Source organism: Nocardia puris, from assembly GCF_036051655.1.
Classification (GTDB): Bacteria; Actinomycetota; Actinomycetes; order Mycobacteriales; family Mycobacteriaceae; genus Nocardia; species Nocardia puris.
In genome coordinates, this window is the sequence record NZ_CP107943.1 from 5,956,830 (window position 1) to 5,978,784 (window position 21,955).

At 72.2% G+C, this 21,955-nt stretch carries 19 protein-coding genes and 1 pseudogene; 7 read left to right on the forward strand and 13 right to left on the reverse strand.

The window, feature by feature from the left end:
- Positions 1 to 8 precede the first annotated feature (8 nt).
- Entirely contained in the window at positions 9 to 2,288 is a 2,280-nt protein-coding gene (locus OHB21_RS27580; protein WP_328436192.1) for an ATP-binding protein, read from the forward strand.
- Positions 2,289 to 2,292: 4 nt separating this feature from the next.
- On the opposite strand, the gene OHB21_RS27585 is transcribed toward OHB21_RS27580, so the two are convergent.
- The 4 genes from OHB21_RS27585 to OHB21_RS27600 are packed head-to-tail and all read right to left on the reverse strand — an operon-like array spanning position 2,293 to position 5,346.
- Positions 2,293 to 2,808: a DinB family protein gene (locus tag OHB21_RS27585; protein ID WP_067502521.1), complete on the reverse strand. Its 516-nt coding sequence runs from the start codon at positions 2,806 to 2,808 to the stop codon at positions 2,293 to 2,295.
- Between the two features lie 60 nt (positions 2,809 to 2,868).
- On the reverse strand, positions 2,869 to 3,726 hold the full coding sequence (locus OHB21_RS27590; RefSeq protein WP_067502614.1) for an alpha/beta fold hydrolase: 858 nt from the start codon (positions 3,724 to 3,726) through the stop codon (positions 2,869 to 2,871).
- Positions 3,727 to 3,728: 2 nt separating this feature from the next.
- Complete coding sequence (hsaA, locus tag OHB21_RS27595; RefSeq protein WP_195124138.1) at positions 3,729 to 4,895, reverse strand: 3-hydroxy-9,10-secoandrosta-1,3,5(10)-triene-9,17-dione monooxygenase oxygenase subunit; 1,167 nt, start codon at positions 4,893 to 4,895, stop codon at positions 3,729 to 3,731.
- Between the two features lie 31 nt (positions 4,896 to 4,926).
- A complete protein-coding gene (locus OHB21_RS27600) occupies positions 4,927 to 5,346 on the reverse strand; it encodes a hypothetical protein (RefSeq protein WP_195124139.1) in 420 nt (139 codons plus the stop codon).
- Positions 5,347 to 5,578: 232 nt separating this feature from the next.
- Here OHB21_RS27600 and OHB21_RS27605 point away from each other — a divergent pair, with 232 nt between their 5' ends.
- Positions 5,579 to 8,005, forward strand: a complete 2,427-nt coding sequence (locus tag OHB21_RS27605; protein WP_195124140.1) for a PEP-utilizing enzyme — start codon at positions 5,579 to 5,581, stop codon at positions 8,003 to 8,005.
- Between the two features lie 63 nt (positions 8,006 to 8,068).
- Positions 8,069 to 8,479: a hypothetical protein gene (locus OHB21_RS27610; protein ID WP_067502508.1), complete on the forward strand. Its 411-nt coding sequence runs from the start codon at positions 8,069 to 8,071 to the stop codon at positions 8,477 to 8,479.
- A 130-nt stretch (positions 8,480 to 8,609) separates the two neighbouring features.
- On the opposite strand, the pseudogene OHB21_RS27615 reads toward OHB21_RS27610, so the two are convergent.
- The 4 genes and pseudogenes from OHB21_RS27615 to OHB21_RS27630 all read right to left on the reverse strand — a co-directional run.
- Positions 8,610 to 8,954: pseudogene (locus OHB21_RS27615) on the reverse strand (thioredoxin family protein); the annotation flags it as partial.
- 71 nt (positions 8,955 to 9,025) lie between these two features.
- Entirely contained in the window at positions 9,026 to 9,787 is a 762-nt protein-coding gene (locus tag OHB21_RS27620) for a tyrosine-protein phosphatase (RefSeq protein ID WP_195124141.1), read from the reverse strand.
- Positions 9,788 to 9,794: 7 nt separating this feature from the next.
- Positions 9,795 to 11,936 carry a pyruvate, phosphate dikinase gene (locus tag OHB21_RS27625; protein ID WP_228788434.1) on the reverse strand — a complete coding sequence of 714 codons (2,142 nt, stop codon included), beginning with the start codon at positions 11,934 to 11,936 and terminating at the stop codon, positions 9,795 to 9,797.
- A 570-nt stretch (positions 11,937 to 12,506) separates the two neighbouring features.
- Positions 12,507 to 12,947 (reverse strand): MarR family winged helix-turn-helix transcriptional regulator, encoded by a 441-nt coding sequence (locus tag OHB21_RS27630; RefSeq protein ID WP_195124142.1) that lies wholly within the window; start codon positions 12,945 to 12,947, stop codon positions 12,507 to 12,509.
- Positions 12,948 to 13,025: 78 nt separating this feature from the next.
- On the opposite strand from OHB21_RS27630, the gene OHB21_RS27635 reads away from it, so the two are divergent.
- Positions 13,026 to 13,676: a maleylpyruvate isomerase family mycothiol-dependent enzyme gene (locus OHB21_RS27635; RefSeq protein WP_067502498.1), complete on the forward strand. Its 651-nt coding sequence runs from the start codon at positions 13,026 to 13,028 to the stop codon at positions 13,674 to 13,676.
- Between the two features lie 475 nt (positions 13,677 to 14,151).
- Here OHB21_RS27635 and OHB21_RS27640 read toward each other — a convergent pair whose 3' ends face one another.
- The 4 genes from OHB21_RS27640 to OHB21_RS27655 are packed head-to-tail and all read right to left on the reverse strand — an operon-like array spanning position 14,152 to position 18,180.
- On the reverse strand, positions 14,152 to 14,970 hold the full coding sequence (locus OHB21_RS27640) for an SDR family NAD(P)-dependent oxidoreductase (protein ID WP_067502496.1): 819 nt from the start codon (positions 14,968 to 14,970) through the stop codon (positions 14,152 to 14,154).
- Positions 14,971 to 14,983: 13 nt separating this feature from the next.
- The gene (locus OHB21_RS27645; RefSeq protein WP_195124143.1) at positions 14,984 to 15,715 is read right to left on the reverse strand and encodes a glucose 1-dehydrogenase; all 732 of its coding nucleotides are present in this window, start codon (positions 15,713 to 15,715) and stop codon (positions 14,984 to 14,986) included.
- Entirely contained in the window at positions 15,703 to 17,418 is a 1,716-nt protein-coding gene (kstD, locus tag OHB21_RS27650) for a 3-oxosteroid 1-dehydrogenase (protein ID WP_067502473.1), read from the reverse strand. Before kstD ends, OHB21_RS27645 begins: the two co-directional genes overlap by 13 nt.
- A gap of 12 nt (positions 17,419 to 17,430) precedes the next feature.
- The gene (locus tag OHB21_RS27655; protein ID WP_067502470.1) at positions 17,431 to 18,180 is read right to left on the reverse strand and encodes a glucose 1-dehydrogenase; all 750 of its coding nucleotides are present in this window, start codon (positions 18,178 to 18,180) and stop codon (positions 17,431 to 17,433) included.
- Positions 18,181 to 18,331: 151 nt separating this feature from the next.
- Between OHB21_RS27655 and OHB21_RS27660 the strand changes: the two genes are divergently transcribed.
- From OHB21_RS27660 to OHB21_RS27670, 3 genes are read left to right on the forward strand one after another with little or no spacing between them, the layout of a single operon-like run.
- A complete protein-coding gene (locus OHB21_RS27660; RefSeq protein WP_195124144.1) occupies positions 18,332 to 19,510 on the forward strand; it encodes an LLM class flavin-dependent oxidoreductase in 1,179 nt (392 codons plus the stop codon).
- A gap of 44 nt (positions 19,511 to 19,554) precedes the next feature.
- Positions 19,555 to 20,520: an alpha/beta hydrolase gene (locus OHB21_RS27665; RefSeq protein WP_324191945.1), complete on the forward strand. Its 966-nt coding sequence runs from the start codon at positions 19,555 to 19,557 to the stop codon at positions 20,518 to 20,520.
- Positions 20,520 to 20,861: a VOC family protein gene (locus tag OHB21_RS27670; RefSeq protein WP_067502464.1), complete on the forward strand. Its 342-nt coding sequence runs from the start codon at positions 20,520 to 20,522 to the stop codon at positions 20,859 to 20,861. Before OHB21_RS27665 ends, OHB21_RS27670 begins: the two co-directional genes overlap by 1 nt.
- A gap of 180 nt (positions 20,862 to 21,041) precedes the next feature.
- On the opposite strand, the gene OHB21_RS27675 is transcribed toward OHB21_RS27670, so the two are convergent.
- Complete coding sequence (locus OHB21_RS27675) at positions 21,042 to 21,929, reverse strand: MarR family transcriptional regulator (RefSeq protein WP_195124145.1); 888 nt, start codon at positions 21,927 to 21,929, stop codon at positions 21,042 to 21,044.
- Positions 21,930 to 21,955: the final 26 nt, after the last annotated feature.

The following is a 21,955-nucleotide window of genomic DNA, read 5'->3' on the forward strand; positions in this document are numbered from 1 at the left end:
TATTCGGCGTGGTGCGGCGTGGTACCGGGAACCTTCCCGTCGAGGTGACGAGCTTCGTCGGACGCGGGGACGAGGTCGCATCGGCCAAGCGGCTGCTGGGGAGTGCGCGGGTGGTCACCCTGACCGGGCCCGGCGGCGTGGGCAAGACGCGGCTGTCGCGGCGAGTCGGGGAGGTGGTGCGCCGCGCGTTCCCGGACGGTGTGTGGCTGGTCGAGGTCGCGCACGTCAGCGAGGGGGAGTTGGTCGCGTTGAGCGTGGCGCAGGCGCTCGGCGTGCGCGACGACACGAGCGCGCCCCTGGCCGGGCTCATCGACTATCTCGCGGACCGGCACCTGCTGATCGTGCTCGACAACTGCGAACACCTCATCGACGCCTGCGCGGCGCTGGTGAGCAAGCTGATCCCCGCGACCGCGCACGTGCGGGTGCTCGCGACGAGCCGCGAACCCCTCGGCGTGGACGGCGAACAGGTCGTGCCGGTCGCGCCGCTGCCGGTGCCGGAGGTGGACGAGCACACCGGCGAGATCCTCGGCGAGGCCGAGGCGTTGCGCCTGCTGATCGACCGCGCCGCCGCCGCGAACCCGGATTTCGTTGTCACACCGGAGAATCGGGCCACCCTCGCCGCGATCACCCGGCGGCTGGAGGGAATTCCACTCGCTTTGGAACTGGCCGCGCTGCGGCTGCGGATGTTCACGCCCGAGCAGGTGCTGGCCCGGCTGGACGACGCGATGCGCCTGCTCACCACAGGGCTGCGCACCGCCCCGCGCCGCCAGCAGACGCTGGAGGCGGCGATCCGCTGGAGCTACGACCTGTGCACCCCCGACGAGCAGCGCCTGTGGGCCCAATTGGCTGTTTTCGCGGGCGGTTTCGACCTGGATGCCGCCGAGGCGGTGTGCCGGGTGGACCCGCCCGGCGCGCTGGTCGACGCCCTCACCGGACTGGTCGAGAAGTCCGTCCTCGGCCACCGGCACGACCAAGGCGGCCGCTACACCATGCTGGAACCGCTGCGCCAGTTCGCGCTGGCCCGGCTGCGCGACGCCGGGGACGAACGCGCCGTCCGCATCCGCCACCGCGACCACTACCACGCGATCGCCCGCCGCGGCCGCACCGCCTACTGGGGTGGCGAGGACGTGCGGTGGTTCCGCGATGTCACCACCGAGCACGCCAATATGCGTGCGGCCCTGCGCTTCTCGCTCGCCGATCCGGAGGGCGCGCACCGGGCGCTGGAGATCGCCACCGAACTGCGCCCGTTCTGGGAGCACTACCGGTTCCTGCTCGAGGGCTACCGCTGGCTGCTCGACGCGCTGGACAAGGACCGCGCGCCCACCGTGGACCGGGCGCGCGCCCTGGCCGCCGCCTCGGTGATCGCTGCCATGCTCTCCGATATCGGGATGGCGACCCACTACGCGCGCGAATGCGTCGAGCTGGCAACGGAACTCGATGCCGCCCAGGTGCTGGTGGAGGCCACGCTGCTGTCGGCGCTGCTGACGTTCGGCGACGATCCGCGCCGGGCGCTGGAGATCGCGCTGACCGGAGCGGACCGCGCGCGGGAGGTGGCGCACCACGGCACCGAGATGGAGTGCTACGCGTTCGCCTACGTGTGTGCGCTGGTGCTCGACGACGAGCGTGCGTCGGCCATCGCCACCGAACTCGCCGCCAGGACCGCCGCGCACGATTCGCACCTGCTGGGCGGGCTGGCGTACTGGGCGACCGGCACCGACCGCTGGCGGCGCGGTGAGCTGCTCGAAGCGGCCGCGGACCTGCGGCGGGCGGTGGAACTGTTCCGCCGGTTCGACCGGTGCGTGTGGACGGCGTCGGGTCTGGACGGCCTGGCCTGGGTCGCCGCGTCGGCGGGCGCGCACGAGCGCGCGGCTCGGTTGATGGGCGCGGCGACCACGATCCGGCGCGGCAGCACCCAGCGCCTCGCACACGCGATGACCCAGGTGGTCGGCGACAAGGTGTCCGACGAGGTACGGGAAGCCATGGGGGACAGTGCCTTCCGCGCCGCGTTCGAGCGTGGCGCGGCACTCGGCACGGAGGCCGCCGTGGCGTACGCGCTGGGCGACGAGCCCGCCGCGCCCGAGCCGAAACCCGGTGCGGCCGAGGTGCTCACGCGCCGCGAGAAGGATGTGGCGCGGCTGGTGGCCGCCGGCTACAGCAACAAGCGCATCGCCGCCGAGCTGGTGATCTCGGTGCGCACGGCCGAGAGCCACGTCGACCACATCATGACCAAACTCGGCTTCGGCTCCCGCGCCGGGATCGCCGGCTGGGTGGCCGATCACCTGCGCTGAGCGCTCAGCGGCCGGTGCGGCCGTCGATGTGTTCGCGCACCAGGTCGGCGTGCCCGTTGTGGCGCGCGTACTCCTCGATCATGTGCGCGTACACCCAGCGCAGGCCGAACCGCACGCCGCGGAATTCGAAGGTGTGGTCCAGCGGCAGGTCCGCGACGGACGCGTCGGCGGCCGCCACCTCCCGGTGGTAGACCTCGAACGCCTCGGCCGGGTCGGCGTCGGCGATGTCGTCGAAATCGCCGTCCGGGTTCGCCTCGTCGCAGTAGAGATAGTCGAGCGGCTGCCCGGCGGCGGCGATGCGGAACCAGCCGCGCTCGACCTCGCTGAGGTGGCGGACGAGCCCGAGCAGCGAGAGGGTGGACGGCACGAGCGGGCGCAGGCGTAGGGTGTCGGCGTCCAGCCCCGCGCATTTCCACAGCAGGGTGCGGCGGTGCTGATCGAGCCACCCCTGCAGCATCGGGCGTTCGTCGGCGACGAACGGAGCATGGGTCCGTTCGACATCCGGAGCGATCCACGTCATATGCGCAGGCTAGCGCCCGCCACCGCTCCGGCGCGCCCCGTTTTCGGTGCGTTTCGTGGGTCAGCCGTGGCCGTGGGTCAGGAAGTCCAGGACCGCCCGTTCGAACGCGGCTTTGCGCTCGATCTGCACCCAGTGCCCGCAGCGGCCGAAATACCGCAGGTCGGCGTTGGGCAGCTGGCGGGAGGGCAGCAGCGCGCCCTCGGGCGGCGTCACCCGGTCGTCGCGCCCCCACAGCAGCAGCACTTCGTGCCGGAGTCCGCGCAACCGCGCCCACAGTGGAACCCGTTCGGCGAGAGCGGGATCGGCGAAGGTCGCGTACGCGTCGCGCAGCGCGGCGACGGCGGCGGGATCGGTCGCGGCGGCCAGCCGGGTGCGCACCAGATCCTCGGTGAGTGTCGCCGGATCGGACACCATGGTGCGCAACCAGTCCCGCACGCGGTCGGGGCCGGGGTCGGCCAGGAAGTCCAGTAGCCGGCGAATCCCTTCGGACGGTTCGGGTCCCAGCACATTCGCGCCGACCCCGCCCGGCGCCATGAGCACCAGCCGGTCCACGCGGTCGCCGTGCTCGAGGGCAACGAGGGTGGCCACCGCGCCGCCCATCGAGTTCCCCAGCAGATGCGCGCGGGGCACCTCGAGCGCGTCGAGCAGAGCGAGCACCGCGTCGGCGGCGATGCGCAGATAGTTGCGGTCGTAGACGGCGGGCCGCGCGCTGTCGCCGAAACCGGGCTGATCCAGGATCAGGCAGCGGAAGCGCGCGGCCAGCGCGGGCAAGTTCGCGCCGAAATTCGCCCAGCCCGACACGCCGGGGCCGGAGCCGTGCAGCAGCACCAGCGGCGGACCCGAACCCGCCTCGTGGTAGCGCAGATCCAGTCCGTCGGCGCGCACGTGGCGCGCGGTGCCGGTCTCGGTAGGCGCCACCGTCACACCATCCGGTCTTCGACGGCGAGCCCGAATTCGCCCCGCCCGTACATCGCCAGCGCGCGCTCCACGTCGTTGATGACGTGCACGCTGCCCGCGTGCGCGTCGCGCCAGTGCCGTTCGATCGGGTTCGGCGTGCGGATGCTGTGCCCGCCGGAGTTGTCGAACAGCAGCTCGATCGCGGCGATGGCGCGCTCGGTGCCGCGCACCTGGTCGCGGCGGGTGCGCAGGCGCACTTCGTCCGGAATCGGCTCGCCCGCTTCGGCATAGCGCAACTGCTCGGTGATATTGCGTTCCATTTGCAGGATCGCGGCGTCGATCTCGGAGGCGGCGCGCGCGACCCGCACGTGCGCGAACGCATCCTCGGCCACCTTCTGCCCGCCGTAGGACAAACGGACCCGTTCGCGCATCCGCTCGATGTGCGCCCGGTAGGCGCCCTGCGCGGCGCCGATGATGGGCGCGGTGATGGTGTTGGAGAACACCCCGGCGAACGGAATCCGGTACAGCGCAGCGGGATTGGCCTCCTGGCCCGGCCCGCGCAACTGCGACTGCTCGGTGGCGCTGTAGGCGCGGTGGTGCGGCACGAACGCGCGCTCGATGACGATGTCGTTGCTGCCGGTGCCGGACAAGCCGACCACGTGCCACACGTCGTCGATCGCGTAGTCCGCGCGCGGCACCAGGATCGTGAGATAGTCGCTGGGCGTGCCGTTCTCGTCGGGCGCGAGCGCGCCGAGGAACGCCCAGCGCGCGTGATCGCAGCCGGAGGAGAAGCTCCAGCGCCCGGTCACCTCGTAGCCGCCCTCGACCGGGGTGAGCGTGCCGGTGGGCGCGTACGACGAGGAGATGAGGGTGTCGGGGTCCTCGCCCCACACGTCCTCCTGCGCGCGCAGCGGGAACAGCGCCAGCTGCCACGGATGCACGCCGAGCACCGACGACACCCACCCGGTGGACGGGCACGCCGCCGCGATCGCCCGGATCACCTCGTAGAACGCGACCGGCGAGGACTCGTCACCGCCGAAGCGCGACGGTTGCAGCATGCGGAACACGCCGGCCTCGGTGAGCTCGGCGATGCTCGCGGCGGGCACCCGCCGGTCCCGGTCGGTACCGGCGGCGCGGTCCCGCAGCGCGGGCAACAGGTCTTCGACCCGGTCGAGCACCTTGTTGGTCATGTGGGTGTCCTCCTGTGTATCGGATGGCGGGTCAGGCGGTGCGAGCGGCGGCGCGTCCCGCGCGCCTGCCGAAGTAGGTGCCCTCGCCCAGCGAGGTGCCGCTGATGTAGCCCTCGCCCTGCAGGCCGCCGAGGGTGAACACCGAGGCCCCGGTGCCGCGCCGGTCGCCCGATTCTGCGGGCGGGCGCATCCCGGTGCGCACGTCGATCGCGGCCAGCGGATCTCGCAGGGGACGCAGCCGGCGGGCGGCCTTGTGGAAGTCCGGATCCTCGGCGCGCGAGGCGAATTCGTTGTAGCGGGTGAGGGTGGCGGCGAGCGCGCCCGGGGGAGTGCCGATCAACCGTTCCAGTTCCTCGGCGGTCTCCGCGACGTGGGTGGGGCGCACACCCCAGCGCTGCTGTTCGGGGACTTCCTCGAACGCCTGCTCGTCCACCACGACCCATACGTTCATGTCGCGCTGGAACGGGCGGCGGTCTCGGGGGAGTCCCGCCGGCAGGAGGTGCCCTCGGTCCGTTCGCTCATGCCGTCAGCGTGGTGGCCGGCGTGCCTCACGGATACCGGTGGTCCCGGTGGTCGATCGATGCCTCCCGGTGAGTGGGACTGCGGCGGTTGCGCGGGCGCGCCGCTGGGAATGGTGTGTGAACGGCGTCACGTTCGCGCCCGGGTAGTGAGGAGAGATGTCGATGCGGGTTCTGATCACCGGAATCACCGAGCCGGGCGGTCCCGCGCCCGCGCGCATGCTGCTGGCCGCCGGCCACCGGGTGATCGGCCTCGACCGCCGGTGGCACCGGCACGTCGATCCGCGCGTCGAGTTCGTCGCGGGTGACCCCACCGACCGGGCGGTGTGCACGCGCGCGGCGGCCGGTTGCGACGCCGTCCTGCACCTCGCGGGTCCCGATGTGTCCGCCATCGGCGTGGCGGCGCGGGAAGCCGGTGCGCGGCTGATCGTTCCGGTGGTGGCGGGCGCGCGGTGGTCCGGCATCGCGGAATCCGCGGTGGCGCAAGCCGTCCGGAGCTGCGGTGCGGATGTCCTGCTGATCCGCACGGCGCCGGTCGTCGGTCGCCGGGTGGGTCACCAGACGCGGCGGGCGCTGGAGCCGATCCTGGGCGCGGGGTCGCCGACCGCCGAGTTCCAGCTGCTGCACGCCGACGATCTGGACCGGTTCCTGGTGGTGGCGGTGACCGCACCCCGCGTGGGCGAGGTCGAGCTGGCCGCGCCCGGTGTGATCACGAAGGGCCAGCTGCGGATTCTGTTGCGCGGGGCCGGTGTTCGCTATTCGGCGTGGGTGCCGGGGTGGTCGGGAACCAGGCCGGTGCTGGATCCGGCTGCCGCGCGGGAGGAATGGGGTTTCCGCTGCGGATGGAACGCGGGGGAGGCGGCGGCTGATCTGGTGCGCGGTCTGGTCGGCCGTGCCCCGGCCGGCGGGGCGTTCCGAACGCGGCGCGGTGCGATCCCGTTGCCCGCGCACGTGATTCCCGCCCGCGCGGCCACCTCGGACGGGCACCACCTGGTCGACGTCGCGCCCGAGAGGCTGGAGGGCGAGTTCGACGATCGCGTCGACCCGCGCTACCCGGTGCACACCGCCACCAACACCTCCGAGGCGCTGCCCGGCCCGATGACCCCGCTCACCATCGACCTGCACGCCGGCGCCATCCGGCTCGCCAACGAGGCCATGGGCACCATGATCGCCCTGGACGGTATCGCGTTGGAACACTGGACGAGTCGCGTCACCACCGTGCTCGGGCACCACATCTACATCAACGCCTCGATCGGCGTCCTCGCCGCCGAGAACATGCCCGGCTGGGACGAGGAGAGCATCCGCCGCGACGCCTACGGGAACATTCCCGCCGAGATCGCCCTGCAACCGCACGGGAAACCGCCGATGCCCACGGGCCTGGCCGGCACGGCGGCGACCTGGCGCGCGACCGCCCGGGTGCTGGCCACGGCCCGGCGCTACGCCGCGACGGCCGAGGCGATCAACGCCGCCGCGCGCGCCGAAGCGCTGCCGCCCGAGCGGATCGCGGCCCTCACCGACGAACAACTGCACGTGCGGGCGCTGCTCTGGCGCGACCGGCTGCACCAGGCGTGGCAGGCGGCCTCGATCGGCGTCATGATGACCGGCGCCGCCACCGCCGTGCACGCGCGCGGCAAGGACGCGGGCGAGGTGCCGATCGACCTGAGCCGCCTCGAATCGGCGAAACCCATGCTGGCGGTGGAACGCCTGGCGGCGCTGTGCCGGGCCGACAGCGCGCTCTACGACCGGGCGCGCGAGGGCGACGTGGACAGCGCGCGGGCCGCGTCACCGGCGTTCGCGGCCGCGCTGGACGCGGAGCTGGCCACCGTCGGGCACCGCGGGCCCGGCGAATGCGAACTGAGCAATCCGACCTTCGGCGACCGGCCCGCTCTGCTGGTCACGGCCGCCGCGCGGGCCGCGCAACTGCCCGCACCGCAGCGCCCGCCGGCCGAGCCCGCGACCAGCCGCACGGCGCGGATGGCGGCCGGGGCGACCGTGGCGCGGGAGCGGGCGCGCGACGCCGTCGTCCGGATCACCCACTGCCTGCGCGGGGCGGTGCGCGAGCGCGGCGAGCGCCTGGTGCGCGCCACGGTGCTGCCCGACGCCACCGACGTGCACTACCTGACTCTGGACGAAATATTCGTTCCCCCAGCGGATGTGGCCGAGCGGGCGCGCCGCCGCCGCGCGGAACGCGAACGGCTGCGGGCGATCCGGATGCCGGACGTGATCACCGGGCGGTGGGAGCCGGTGCCCGCGGCGGGTGCGCTGGACGCCGGCGAGAGCCTCGGCGGGATCGGCGTGTCCGCGGGCGTGGTGGAGGGCACGGTGAAACTCGTGCTCTCCCTGGACGACGACATCGAACCGGGCGACGTTCTGGTCGCGTCGGTCACCGACACCGGCCACACCGCCATGTTCGCCTACGCCGCCGCCGTGGTCACCGATATCGGCGGGTCGGCCTCGCACGCGGCCATCGTCGCCCGCGAGTTCGGCATCCCGTGCGTGGTCGACACCAAGACCGCCAGCGCCCGGCTGCGCGACGGGCAGAAGGTGCGCGTCGACGGCGCCGCGGGCACGGTGACCCTGCTCTCGGACTGAGCGCGGCTCCGCGGATCCGAGGGTGGTGGCGGGTTTCGGTCGCCGACGGGTGATACTGGCTCGATGGGTGATGTGCCGAACGACGGGGGCGAACCGGGGGCGGCGCCGCGCGGGCCGTGGCTGGAGCTCGCCCGCGGGCGGGAGGTGATCACGGCCCGGCGCCTGCCCGACGGCATGTACCAGGTGGAGCACCGCCGGTGCGAGGGCGACCGACTCGAGTTCTACACGACCGACCACTGCCTGGTGCGCGACGTGCTGTGCGGCTGGCTGGACGACGCCGAGGGGTGGCGCGCGGGCGTGGTCTGGGCGCCGGTGGATCCGGACATCGCCGAACTGGAGCGGATGCGGGGCGAACTGTCCGGGATGCTGGGCGGGCTGTCGCTGCTGGACGATCTCGGCGCGAGCATGGATCAGGCGCTGGCGCGCGCCGATGATCTCCTCGCCGGATTCGACGAGGATCCGTTGGCGCGGTGAGGATTCCGGTGCGGACGGATCAGAGACCCGGCCAGCCGTAGCGGGCCGGGCCGTGCGCCGGTCCGGCCGTGCGCGGCGGCGCCGAGGGGGCGGCGGGCTGCCCCTGCGCCTCGGCCTGCAACAGCCCGGTCATCTGCCTGCGCACCTCGTCCATGTCCAGCCAGCGCACCTGCTGGACCACCTCCTCGAGATCCGCCGCGGGCAGGAAGCCGGCCTGGTTGAACACCAGCAGGCCCTCGCGGAACGCCATGAGCGTCGGGAACCGGTCCACCTGCGCGCTCGCGGTGAGGGCGGTCTCGGCCTCGGTGTCGACCTTGCCGTGCACGATCTCCGGATGCAGTTCCGAGGACGCCTCGTACACCGGCGCGAAATGACGGCACGGGCCGCACCAGCCCGCCCACCAGTCGACCAGCACGATGTGGTTCGCACTCACGACCTGCTGAAAGTTCTGCTGTGTCAGGGTCACTGTCGCCATCGGCGCCCTCCTCACGATTCGCCTCCAGCATCCTGACACGCCGGAGGGCTCCCGGCGAAGCGCGGGGTGCGTCAGCCGTGCACCAGGACGCGGCGCAGCGCGGTCAGCTCGGTCCCGGTGAGTCCGTGGGCGCGCAGCCACCCCGCCGCACCGCCGTGCTCGGCGCGCAATTCGGCGAGGAATCGGAGCATCACGGCGGGGTCGACGGCGAGGATGCCGGTGCGGACCGGCGGCAGGCCGCGGTAGGAGGGGAGCGCGTCGAGCCGGGCGCGCACGCGCGGCATCCGCTCGCCGGACAGCGCGTAGTCCGCCGCGATCGCCGCGGCGGGCACACCGACGGCGTCCAACAGGACGGCCGCCAGCACGCCGGTCCGGTCTTTGCCCGCCGCACAGTGGAAGACGAGCGCCGGCGTCTCCGGCGCGATGATCAGGCGCACCGCCGCGAGCACGGAATCGACACTGCCGGAGAGGAGTTCGCGATAGAGGGCGGCCAGGTCGTAGTGCACCCCGTCCGGGACGAGGTCGGTGGGTGTGGCGGTGACGCGTGCGGCCTTGCGCACCGGCAGGTTCACCAGCCGGACCGAGGTGGTGGTGAGCAGCCCGTAGCCCTCGCGCTCGACCTCGTCGGGATTGCGCAGATCGAGCAGGGTGCGCAATCCGATCTCGCCGACCAGCCGGTCCAGGTCCGCGGCGGTGAGGTGCTGCGGGGTGCTGGCGCGGTAGACCGTGCCGAAGCGCGTGGTGGCGCCGCCGTGGACGGGGAGACCGCCGAGGTCGCGCACATTGTCGATCTCGGCGAATTCGAGCCAGCGGCTTGCGGTGTGGGTCGTCATGGCCGGATCAGTGGGCTCGGCCTGCGGCGGCCTCGGCGGCGCGATCCAGCCCGCACAGGCCGATGAGGTCTTCGTGAAGTTCGAACCAGACGGTGTGATAGCTGTCGGTGATCGGCCGGGCCACCCACGTGTGGTCGCCCGCCTCGATGCGGGCGACGGCGTGGTCGAGGCGCCCGGCGTAGCGGGCCAGGCGCGGGGCCAGCGCGCCGAGCCGCCGGACCAGCGGGGCGATCCGGTGGTGGACGGCGGTGAGGCGGGCCAGGACGGCGGCGTCGTAGGCGGCGTCGGTGTGATCGTTCACGGTGGCGGCGTCCTTCATCTGCCAGGCGGTGATGATCTCCTTGAGTTCGGCGTTGGCGGCGCAGAATTCGTCGTAGGCCGCGGTGAGGGCGTCGCGGTCGACGGTGTCGCGTTCGCGAATCAAGAGGTCGGCGAGGATGTTCCGGCCGTGCGGGGTGAGGCGCAGCGCCGTCGGCGTGCCCGCGCAGCGGCCGTCGTCGAGGAAAGCGGCGCAGCGGGTGGCGATATCGGCGTGGTCGGCGGCGAGGCTGTCGGCGAGCGCGGTGGTGCCCACCCGGCCCTTGATGCCGATGAGGCGGAGCACCGCGAGGTCGGTGACGGGCCCGGCCGCGTGTCCATTGGTTGCAGTGGAAATCATTGTGGCAGAACCGGAATTGGGTGCTTCGAGGGCGTCCGCCAGCCGGTCGGGGTCCACTCCCGCCCATCGCGCGAGGATGTCGATGTCGTCCAGAACGTCGCGCGCGACGGGCTTTCCGGCGATCTCACCCGCCCACACCGCGCCCGCGCCGCCGTCCACGGTCACCAGGCGGCCCGCCAGGGCCACCACCGTGCCGGTGCCGCAGCCGACCACACACGGGCGGCCGAGTTCGCGGCTCACCAGCGCGGCGTGCGAGGTGGCGCCACCCAGTTCGGTCACCACCGCGCGGGCGGCGATCATGCCGTGCAGGTCGTCGGGGCTGGTGGTGGGCCGCGCGAGGATTACGGGTTCGCCTGCGGCGGCGCGTCTTTCGGCCTCGTCGGAGTCCGTGACCACCACGCCGGTCGCCAGGCCCGGACAGGCCGCCTCGCCGCGCGCGATCGGCGGTGTGGTCGTCTCGCCCGTTGCCGGGCGCAACACCGCGCGCACGTGGTCGGCCTCCACGCGCCGCAGCGCGGTCGGCGCGTCGATGAGCCCTTCGCTCACCATCGCCACGGCGGTGCGCACGGCGGCGCGAGCCGAGCGCTTCGCCGGGCGGGCCTGGAGCAGCCACAGGGCGCCGGACTCCACGGTGAACTCGATGTCCTGCATGTCGCGGCCGTCGCGTTCGAGTGTGTCGGCGGCGGCGAGCAGGCGTGCGTGCACGTCGGGCAGGGCGGCGGCGAGGTCGTCCAGCGGGCGCGGGGTGATCCGGCCGGAGACGACGTCCTCGCCCTGGCCGCCGGGCAGCCACTCGCCGAATACGCGGCGCACGCCCGTGTTCGGGTCGCGGCTGAACAGCACGCCGGTGCCGGAGCGGGTGTCGAGATTGCCGAACACCATGGCCTGCACCGTGACCGCCGTGCCGAGATCGTCGGCGATGCCCTTGGCGCGGCGATAGGTGCGGGCGCGCGGGGAATCCCAGGAACGGAACACCGCCGCGATCGCGGCCCGCAACTGCTCCCACGGGTCGGCGGGGACGGGACCCGCCGGATCGCCCAGCACGATCTCGCGGAACTGCGCCAGGAAGCGGCGGTGGGTGTCGGCGGCGTACCGGGGGTCGCGGGTCTCGGCGGCCAGCACCCGCTCGGCGCCGTCGTTCACGCCCAGATTGAGGACCGTGTCCATCATGCCGGGCATGCTCACCGCCGCGCCGGACCGCACCGACACCAGCAGCGGACGGTGCGCGTCGCCGAACCGGCGCCCGGTGCCGCGCTCCAACGCGGCGATCCCCTCGCGCACGCCAGCCCAGATATGTTCTCCCACAACGCCAGTCGCGCGGAAGTCCGCCCAGCCGGCCGTGGTGACGACGAACGCGGGCGGAACCGGCAGCCCGAGGGCGCGCATCCGATCGACGCTGTGCGCCTTACCGCCGATGCTGTCGCGTCCCAGCGCGCACGCGCCGTCCAGCTCGGCAACGGGCGGTGCGGGGCGCTGCACTCCGGTCGTCATGGCACTCCTTCGGATTCACGATGCGCGACACGCCGCCGCACTCCGGCGGGCGTGGGTCACGAGCGCCGCGCGGGCCGGGGCATCCGGGCACCGAGACGCGGCCTCGGCATAGTTCCACCCTGCCGGGGTGGTGCGGGATGGAGTACCGGTCGTCCCGGTCAGCAGGATGTTGGGGCATGGCGACCGGTTGGGGCCGCGTGGTGGTCGAGCAGGCAGCGCGGTGTGGCTGGTTGGGCGTCGTGTTGTGGTCGGGCGGAGGCAGGGCGGGCGGGCAACCGCGGCCGCGTGTGGGTGCTGCGAGGTCGGCGAACCCGACCAGTTCGCCGAGGTGATCCGGGTATTCGCGGCAGAACGGCCAGGTGGGCGGCGTGGTGGCCGAGTGGGCGGCATAGTGCTGGCGGGTGGGCGCTGTGGTGACTGGGTGGGCAGCAAGGTGGTCGGGTGGGCGGTGCAGGTGTGGCTGGTTGGGCGTGGCGGTGGGTGAGCGGCAAGCTGGGCGGCAGCTGGGTCCTTCGCGGTGTCGGGCGCTCGAGTCCGTCGTGCGAGGGGCCGCCGCGCGGCGCGGGCGGTCTACAGGTACGGGTCGGTGTGGGTGCGCAAGGTGGTGAGGGCGCGGCGTAGCTGACCCATGGTGCGGGGGCCGAGGTGGGCGGTCCATTCCGCTTCGACCTCGGCGACCGTGCGGTTGGCGAGGTCGGTCGCGGCCGCGCCTCGGGCGGTGAGGCGGATGCGGCGGGCGCGGCCGTCGGCGGGGTCGGGGACCCGTTCCACGTAGCCGGTGCGTTCCAGCTGGTCGACCAGGAATCCGGCGGTCTGCTTGGTGACCTGCGCCTGGTCGGCGAGGTCGGTGAGGCGGGTGCCGTCGGGGGCGAGGCGCTGCACGAGGCGGGCCTGCGCGACGGTGATGTCGTCGTACCCCGCCTCGGCGAGCGCGTCGAACACGCGCTGCTCCATGGCGCGGTACGGGATGAACAGCAGCAGTCCCACGTTGGGCTCGGCCGAATCGGGCACGCACACTCCTTGTATTCGTCAGTTTCTCTGACTATATTTGTCAGTGAAGCTGACCTATTCTACGTCGGGAGGCGAACGATGGACCGTGCCGGGCAGTGGCGGGTCGTCGCATGGCAGCGCCTCGTCATCGCGGACCTGCTGGACGAGCTCACGCCCGCCGAATGGGACGTGCCCTCCCTGTGCGCGGGCTGGCGCGTGCGGGATGTGGCGGCGCACCTGGCGCTCGCGCCGCAGCCGCCGGGTCTGGCCGACATGGTGCGCGAAGGCTGGCGCGCCCGTGGGCGTTTTCACCGCCTCAACCACGACGTGGCGGTCCGCTACGCCGACGAGCCGGGCCGCGACCTGGCCGCCGAGATCCGCGCCACGGCGTCCTCGCGCACTCTGCCCGCGGTGACCAACTATCGCAATATCTTCTTCGACGTGATGGTGCACGGCCAGGACATCGCGATCCCGCTCGGCCGCACGATCGAGCTCCCCGCCCGCGCCGCCGCCACCGCCGCCACCCGGGTCTGGACGATGGGCTGGCCCTTCTGGGCCGAACACCGCCTGAAGGGCCTGCGCCTGCGCGCCACCGACACCGACTGGTCGGTGGGCAAGGGACTCGAAATCACCGGCCCCATAACGCCTTTGCTTCTACTGCTCACCGGCCGCCCCGCCGCCCTACCCCACCTGTCCGGACCGGGCACGGCCCTGCTGGCCGACCGCCTCCGCACCCCGGACACGGTGTGAACACCCGACGCCTGCGGCATCGGCCCACTGCCCCGGAACCACTTCGAGGCTCGGGCGAGGTCGGCCTGGATGACGACTTCTGCGTGCCTGGCGGCGACTCGCGGCTCACTACCCACGCGCCGCAACGCCGCGCTCGACGCGAATGTCGAAGTGCGCGAACTGTTCGAGGCGCCCGGCATGTCCTCGCGCGAGGACGTCGAATCGGGTAGGTCCGTGCCACGCGAGGGGTGCGGCACGGGCCTGCTCGGGCTGTGGGAATCAGCTCGGGCGGCGCCGCCCGTCGAACTCGGCAGCTCGGTAGGGGCTCGGCGGAGGGGCGACCGACGACAGTGCCGGGCCGGAAATCACGGCACCACCTACCCCCGGCTCGGTGAGCACGGCAGCAGCCCCGCGGGCCGAACTGGACGATCGACTGCCCGTGCGGCCACGCGTACGCCACGGGCTCGAGCCTGCTTCCGCCGACGCTACCAGGGCTTCAGCTCACCTCTCTGCGCATCTGGGCGGTGATGACGTGCTGGTAGCCGGAGCCGAGGAGGCGGGGGAGGAGGTCGATGACGCGGGCGTCGGCGCCGACGAGGATTTTGGCCTTGTCGCGGCGGATGCCGCGCAGGATGGTCTTGGCGGCGGCTTCGGGGGTGGTGCGGGCCAGGCGGTCGAAATTCGCGGCCAGCGCGTCGCGGTCGCGGTCGCCGCCCGCGCGGGCCTTCCAGGCGATGCCGGTGCGTACCATGCCGGGGTGCACGCTGCTCACGCCGACCGGGTGGCCCGCGATGCGCATCTCTTGGCGCAGCGCGTCGGTGAAGCCGCGGATGCCGAATTTCGTGGCGTTGTAGGCGCCTTGGCTCGGGCACGCGGCGAGACCGAACATGCTGGACACGTTGGCGATATGCCCGTCACCGGAGGCGATCACCTGCGGCAGAAAGGCTTTCGTGCCGTGCATGACACCCCAGAAGTTGATGTTCACGATCCATTCGAAGTCCTCCCAGCTGAGTTCCTCGACGGTGGCGGTGAGCGACACCCCGGCGTTATTGACCAGCAGATTCGCCGGTCCGAAGTCGGCCCGCACCTCGTCGGCGTGCGCATAGACGGCGGCACGATCGGTCACGTCGAGCTGATACGCCCGCGCCCGCGCACCGGCCTTCTCACACAGCGCGGCGGTCTCGGCCACGTTCTCGAGATTGCGACCCGAGAGCGCAAGATGCGCACCGACACCGGCCAATTCGAGAGCCAGTGCCCGCCCGATTCCCGCGCCCGCGCCGGTGATGACGGCGACTTTGTCCTGGAAGTTCTTCACGGATGTCCTCGGTTCATCGGGTGGTGTAGCCGCCGTCGGCGACGAATTCCGCGCCGGTGCAATACCCCGACTCGGCGGAGATCAGGAACAGGACCAGATCGGCGAGTTCGCGCGCGGTCGCGGCGCGGGGGAGCGGCTGATCGTGCACCATCCCCTGCGACCGCTCGGAGGTGGCCGTCATATCGGTCGCCACCACCCCCGGATGCACCGAGTTGACCCGCACCCCGTCGGCCCCGAACTCCTGCGCGGCCGCCTTGGTCATCCCGCGCACCGCCCACTTGGACGCCACGTACCCGAGAATCCCGCTGAACGCGATGATCCCGCCGATGGAGGAGATGTTCACGATGGACCCGCCACCCGCCCGGCGCATGGACGGCAGCACCGCCTTCATCCCGAGGAACACCCCGACCTGGTTGACGTCGATCACCTTGCGGTAGTCGGCTTCCGACAGTTTCTCGATCGGATCGACGTGCACGATGCCCGCGTTGTTCACCAGGCCCGAGACGGGCCCGAAGGCGCTCTCGGCCCGTTCGACCACCGCCTGCCACGCCGCCTCGTCGGTGACGTCGAGGGGTTCGAACCGCGCCCCTTCCCCGAATTCGGCGGCCACGGCCGCGCCCTCCTCGGCCAGCACATCGGCGATCACCACCGACGCGCCCTCCTCGACGAGCCGCCGCGCGAACGCCGCACCCATCCCGCGCGCGCCACCGGTGATCAGGACCGTCCGGTCGCTCACCCTGCCCATGTTCCGCTCCTGTCCTCGGGTGCCCGGGCCGCGTGCGCGGCCAGGTGGGTGGCGGCGATGTAGCCGAACACCATGGCGGGGCCGATGGTGGCGCCCGCGCCCGCGTAGCTGTTGCCCATCACGGCGGCCGAATTATTGCCCGCCGCATACAGTCCCGCGATCGGCGCGCCGTCGGCGCGCAGCACGCGGGAGTGCTCGTCGGTGACCAGTCCGCCCTTGGTGCCGAGATCGCCCGGCACCATCTCCACGGCGTAGTAGGGCGGCTTCTCCAGCGGCGCGAGGCACGGATTCGGGCGCACCGTCGGATCGCCGTAGTAGCGGTCGTAGGCGGATTCGCCGCGGCCGTAATCCTCGTCGCGGCCCGCGCGGGCGAAGCCGTTGAAGCGCTCCACCGTCGCGGTCAGCGTCGCGGCGGGCACGCCGATCAGCCCGGCCAGTTCGGCGAGCGTGCCGGCCTTCTTGATGATCCCGGCATCGAAGTACTTCTGCGGAATCGGCTGGCGCGGAAAGGTTCCCAGGAACAGGTAACGGTCGCGGAACCGCTGATCCATGAGGAAGTGCGCGGGCACGTGCCCGACACCGGTGGCGTGCCGCTCGTACATGGTGTGCACCACGTCGACGTAGCTGGCGGACTCGTTGGTGAACCGTTCCCCGGCCGCGTTGACCATGAGGCCGCCCGGCTGGGACCGTTCGGCCAGGCAGAAGAACGGCGGTCCGTCCGGATTGCGCACGGAAGGACCCCACCAGGCGTCGTCCATGAGATCCAGTGCCGCGCCCACGTTTTCGCCCGCGAGAATGCCCTCGCCCACGTTCTCGGTGGCGCCGACGGTCCACTCGGTGCTCACCGGCCCGGTGAAGAAGCGCTCGCGCAAGGCGAGGTTGTGCTCGAACCCGCCCGCCGCCAGCACGACTCCGCGCCGGGCGCGCAGCGTGATCGGCACGCCGTCGCGTTCGGCGCGCACGCCGACCACCGCGTCGCCTTCGGTGAGCAGTTCCGTGAGCGGCGTGTTCAACCACACCGGCACCCCGGCGTCGCGCAGCGCCAGCCACAGCCGCGCGACGAGGGCCTTGCCCAGGCTCAGCGGCTGCCTGCCGCGCACCCGGTCCAGCACCGCCCGCGCGCCGACCTTCAGCGCCGTCCGTTTGCCGCGCCAGGTGCGGGCGATCATGTTCAGGTCGTGGAAGTCGCTGACGGTGAACGCGATTCCCTTCGGGCCCGACATGGTGGGCCGGTTGATCAGCGCGAGATCCGCGCCGAGGAGCCGTCCGTCGATGACCGCCGGTTCGATGCTGCGTCCCTGCGCGAGACCGCCCGGACGTTCCGGATGGTAGTCGGAATACCCACGGTCGTAGACGAATTCGAGGTGGGGCGTCCGCGCGCACAGGTAGGTCATCATGCGTGGCCCGTGCGTGAGGAACGCGTCCTGTTTCGCGTGCGGAACGCGGTCTCCGACCACCGCTTTCAGGTAGGTGCGGGCCAGTTCCGCGCTGTCGGGCACGCCTTCGCGCACCAGCACGGGGTTATTGGGAATCCACACCCCGCCGCCGGAACGCGCCGTCGACCCGCCGAACGACCGGCTCTTCTCGATCAGCACCACCGAGAGGCCGCGATAGGCGGCGGTGAGCGCGGCGGTCATCCCCGCCGCGCCCGAGCCGACGACCACCACGTCGTAGACCGCCGCGCGGTCCTGCTGCTGCGACATCCGCACTCCCGCTCAGTATCCGGCGCCGGTCAGCATGCCGCCGTCCACGACGACCTCGGCGCCGCTGCAATAGCTCGCGCCGTCGGAGGCGAGGAACAGCACCGCCTCGGTGACCTCCTCGGGCCGGCCCCAGCGCGGGATCGGCAGCGTGGAGAAGAACGCGTCACCCCCGACCTCCGAGGCGACCCGCGCCGTCATCGGCGTCGAAATCCCGCCCGGATGCACGGAATTCACGCGCACACCCCGGGGGCCGAGTTCGCGCGCGGCCGATTTCGTGAGCCCGCGCACCGCGAACTTGCTCGCGCTGTAGGCGGACAGGCCGGCCGCCCCGATGAAGCCCTCCACCGAGGAGACGTTCACGATCGCGCCGCCGCCCGCCGCGATGATCGCCGGCGCGGCCGCCTTGATGCCCAGCCACGCGCCGGTCACGTTGACCGAGAGGATGGTGGTGAACTCGGTCGGCGTCATCTCGGCGATGCTGCTGAACTTCAGGATGCCCGCGTTGTTCACCAGGATGTCGAGCTTGCCGAACTCCGCCCGCGCGGTGGACACCGCGGTGTCCCAACCGGATTCGCTGGTCACGTCGTGGTGGACGAACCGGACGTTATCGCCGAGGTCGGCGGCCAGCTTCTCGCCCTCCTCGTCGAGCACATCGCCGAACACCACCCGCGCGCCTTCGGCGGCGAAGCGGCGCACATGGGCCGCGCCCATGCCGCGCGCGCCTCCGGTGACCAGCGCGACCTTGCCTTCGAGTCGACTCACCGCGGACCTTCCTTTCTCTGGGGTTCGACTCGACGCTATGGCCGCGGGTCCGGTCCGCCCCGGCGCAGTCCCATCCAGCGAGACATGGTCCTGACCTCCACCTCAGCATCGGAAATATTTCTACTAGGCATAGTCAGATGTGGAGGAACGCATGAAGTTCTCGATGATCTTCGAGGCGCAGATGACCGATCCGTCGGCGGCGCACGAGCGGCAGGTGCTGCGCGACTGCGTGGCGCAGGCCGTGCTCGCCGAGGAGATGGGTTTCGACACCGTGTGGGCGGTCGAGCACCACGGGCTCAAGTGGTACGCGCATATGAGCGCGCCGGAGATCTTCCTGACCTGGGTCGCCGCGCGCACCGAGCGGATCAGACTCGGTCACGGCGTGGTGTGCATGCCGTTCAACTTCAACCACCCGGTGCGGGCGGCCGAGCGCGCCGCCATGCTGGACGTGCTCTCCAACGGGCGGGTGAACCTGGGCGCGGGCCGTGGCGCGACACCGCAGGAGACGTCCATGTGCGGGGTCGATCCGGAGCGCACCTACCAGGAGGTGGAGGAGGCGCTGCGCATCATCGGCCGCGCGTGGCAGGACCCGGAGGGCGAATTCGAGTGGCACGGTGAGCTTCTCGACATCGACCCGCATCCACTGCTGCCGCGCCCCGTCCAGCTGCCGCACCCGCCGCTGTTCATGGCGTGCACCAAGAAGGAGACCCTGCAGCTGGCCGCGGACTACGGCATCGGCGCGCTGGTGCTGGGTTTCGCCGGCGTGGAGGAGATCGCCGAGCTGCGCCGCACCTACGATCGCGCGATCGCCGCGCGCACGGGGGAGAAATTTGTCTCTACCGTGGTCAACGACCATTTCGCGGCCTTGTGCCCGACCGTGGTGCTGGAGGATCGGGAGCGGGCGCAGCAGATCGGCGCACGCGGGCAGCGGTTCTTCGCCCAGTCGATCAAGCACTGGTACGGCGCGGGCCCGGTGCCGGACGAGGCGGTGGACCGGTCGGTGGACGAGGTCGCGGCGATCCAGCAGGCCGCCGAGGAGCACGTGGCGTACCTGCACGAGGCGAAGATCCCGGTGAAGCCGGGCGCGACCTCGGTGTTCAACGTCGAACACGCCTACGGGCGCCCCGAGGACGCCATCGCCTACGTGGAGCGGCTGCGGGAGGCGGGTGCGGACGAGATCCTGTGCCTGATCCAGATGGGCACCGTGCCGCAGGAGGTGTGCCTGGAGACGATCCGGCACTGGGGTGAGACGGTGATCCCGCACTTCCGCGCGCAGTCGAACGGATCAGCCGTGTCGGCGGGACGGCATGCCGCGCCGAGCGAGGTGTGAGATGAGCGGCCCGGTAATGGAATTCGCTCTCGGGAGGTGGTGACGTGTTGAAACCGGAAGCGCGGGTGATCGTGGACCTGGCCTCGGCGGCGTTCCCGAAACTGGGCACCGAGGTGTTCGACGCGGCCGAGGCGCGGAGGATGCTGGCTGCCCGGCCCAGCCCGGTGCTGGAGCCTATCGAGGTGGGGGCCGTGGTGGATCGGACGGTGCCAGGGCTGCCGGGTGGGTCGGAGGTCCGCGTGCGGGTGTACTGGCCGGTGGGGGATGACGGTGGGCAGCGTGAGTCGCGCGAAGGTGATCTGCCGGTCGTGGTGTTCCTGCACGGTGGGGGATTCACGTTGTGCGGCTTGGACAGTCACGATCGGCTGTGCCGGACGCTGGCGAACGGTGTCGGGACCGTCGTGGTGTCGGTGGACTACCGGCAGGCGCCCGAGGACCGGTTTCCGGCAGCCGCCGAGGACGCCTACGCGGTGGTGCGGTGGGTCGCCGCGCACGCCGCCGAGATCGGGGGTGACCCGGCGCGGATCGCGGTGGCGGGCGACAGTGCCGGCGGGAATCTCGCGGCGGTGACGGCGCTCATGGCGCGCGATCGGGGCGGCCCGACGCTCGCGTCTCAGGCGCTGATCTATCCGATGCTCGATCCGTCGTGCGACACGGACTCGTATCGGGAATACGCCGACGACCACTTCACCACGGCGGCCCACTTACGTTGGTACTGGGAGCAATATCTGGGCCCCGGTGGTGCGACCGCCGACCCGTACGCGGCACCCGTACTGGCGGAGGACCTTTCGGGCCTACCGCCCGCGTACATCCTGACCGCCGAATGCGATCCGCTGCGCGATGAAGGCGAGGCCTACGGTGCGCGGTTGCGTGCCGCGGGGGTCGACACCGAGATCGTGCGGTGCGCGGGGCAGTTCCACGGCTTCGTCAGTATGGCCGACCACCTGCCGGACGCGAAAGAGGCGGTGGCGGGGCTGTTCTCGGTGCTGCGCCGGGCACTGGGGGTGTGATGAGCATCGAGCGCGTGGGCACGATCCTGCCCGCGGAGAACCTGCTCGCGACCGTGGGCTTGCTCGAGGCGGTGCTCGGCGCGCCACCGACATTCGTCGACGATGATCGCTGGGCCCAGTTCGACGTGGGCCCGGCCCGCATCATGGTCGCGGGCACCGACCGTGAGAACGACGGTGCCGCACTGTCGGTGAAGGTGTCCGGTCTGGACGAGATCCTGGATCGATTGCGAGCGGCGGGAATTCGCGTCGGTGATCCGGTGACCGGTCCGCACGAACGTCGCGTGGTGGTGGACTCCGGCGCGGTGTGGTCGATCATCTTGTACGAGCCGCTGGGCGGCTGACTGCCGCGTGTACCCGACCCCGAGCGCTTCCCGGCGCGCGGTCGCCCGCCACGGGAATCGACGCCGCGGACATCCGGGCGGTGCGCCTAACGCGCTGAGCCGGCGTGTTCGCCCCAGACAGGCGAGGTCCTCCGCTCGGGCCGGGGCAGATCCATCGCGGCCCCTGCGTCGGGCTCTCCTTCACCCGTCCCGCGCGGTCAACGTCTCCGTCAGCGCGCGCGCCGCGTCGAGCGTCGCCCTCACGAAACCGTCGCGTTCGGCGCGGGTGGTGGTGGGGCGCAGGGGGCCGAGCTGGACCTCGTAGGCGGCGGCGCCGTCGGCGTCGAAGACCGGGGCGGCGAGGTAGCTGAGCGGGAGGTCGGCGTCGGCGTCGAGTTCGGCGGCGGTGAACGGGCGGGCGGTGAGCGCGGCCAGCTGGCGCAGCGCCCGCGCGCGCAGATTCGGTTGCAGCAGTTCGGTTCCCGCCGCTGACAGCAGATCCGCGAGCAGGGCGACCAGGCCGGCGTCGTCGGAGGTCGGGCGGAACAGCGCGACCCCGCGACGGCGGACCAGCGTCAGCAACGCGCTCGCCGTGCGCCGGTCCGCGGCCGCGGCGGTCGCCAGCCAGGCGTTCTGCTCGGCGGCGGCGCGCCACGGCATCACCGCCGCCCCGGCCGGGAAACGCAACGGAATGCGATGTCCCACGGGGATTCCCGGAATCGCGCGGTCCGGGCCCTGCCGCACGTCGAGCACGGTGAGGTGCTCGGATTCGATGCGGCTGAGCGTGGCGCCGCACCCGGTGCGCTCGGCGAGCGCGGTGAGCACGTCGCCCACCGCGCCGGGCAGCGGGGCGGAGGTCAGCGCGAGAAACCCGGGACCGAGGCGATAGCCGCGCTCGGGCACCCGCACCACCCAGCCCGCCGCTTCCAGCTCGGCGAGCACCGCCGTGGCCGTCGCGCGGGCGATGCCGAGCTGTTCGGCGATCCCCGCCACCGTCCTCGGTCCGGGACGCGCGGCGAGCAGCCCGACGATCTCGACTACCCGCCGCGTCGGCGGCGACGGTGAGCGCGCGGACGCGATATCAGGCATGGCGACCCCTTGTGCCGGTGTGCTTC

Coding starts and splice junctions, on each gene's coding strand:
- OHB21_RS27585 (WP_067502521.1), bottom strand. CDS start 2,808: ATGACGTGGATCGCTCCGGATGTCGAACGGACCCATGCTCCGTTCGTC.
- hsaA (WP_195124138.1), bottom strand. CDS start 4,895: ATGACCAACAAGGTGCTCGACCGGGTCGAAGACCTGTTGCCCGCGCTG.
- OHB21_RS27600 (WP_195124139.1), bottom strand. CDS start 5,346: ATGAACGTATGGGTCGTGGTGGACGAGCAGGCGTTCGAGGAAGTCCCC.
- OHB21_RS27605 (WP_195124140.1), top strand. CDS start 5,579: ATGCGGGTTCTGATCACCGGAATCACCGAGCCGGGCGGTCCCGCGCCC.
- OHB21_RS27610 (WP_067502508.1), top strand. CDS start 8,069: ATGGGTGATGTGCCGAACGACGGGGGCGAACCGGGGGCGGCGCCGCGC.
- OHB21_RS27620 (WP_195124141.1), bottom strand. CDS start 9,787: ATGACGACCCACACCGCAAGCCGCTGGCTCGAATTCGCCGAGATCGAC.
- OHB21_RS27625 (WP_228788434.1), bottom strand. CDS start 11,936: ATGACGACCGGAGTGCAGCGCCCCGCACCGCCCGTTGCCGAGCTGGAC.
- OHB21_RS27635 (WP_067502498.1), top strand. CDS start 13,026: ATGGACCGTGCCGGGCAGTGGCGGGTCGTCGCATGGCAGCGCCTCGTC.
- OHB21_RS27645 (WP_195124143.1), bottom strand. CDS start 15,715: ATGGGCAGGGTGAGCGACCGGACGGTCCTGATCACCGGTGGCGCGCGC.
- kstD (WP_067502473.1), bottom strand. CDS start 17,418: ATGTCGCAGCAGCAGGACCGCGCGGCGGTCTACGACGTGGTGGTCGTC.
- OHB21_RS27660 (WP_195124144.1), top strand. CDS start 18,332: ATGAAGTTCTCGATGATCTTCGAGGCGCAGATGACCGATCCGTCGGCG.
- OHB21_RS27670 (WP_067502464.1), top strand. CDS start 20,520: ATGAGCATCGAGCGCGTGGGCACGATCCTGCCCGCGGAGAACCTGCTC.
- OHB21_RS27675 (WP_195124145.1), bottom strand. CDS start 21,929: ATGCCTGATATCGCGTCCGCGCGCTCACCGTCGCCGCCGACGCGGCGG.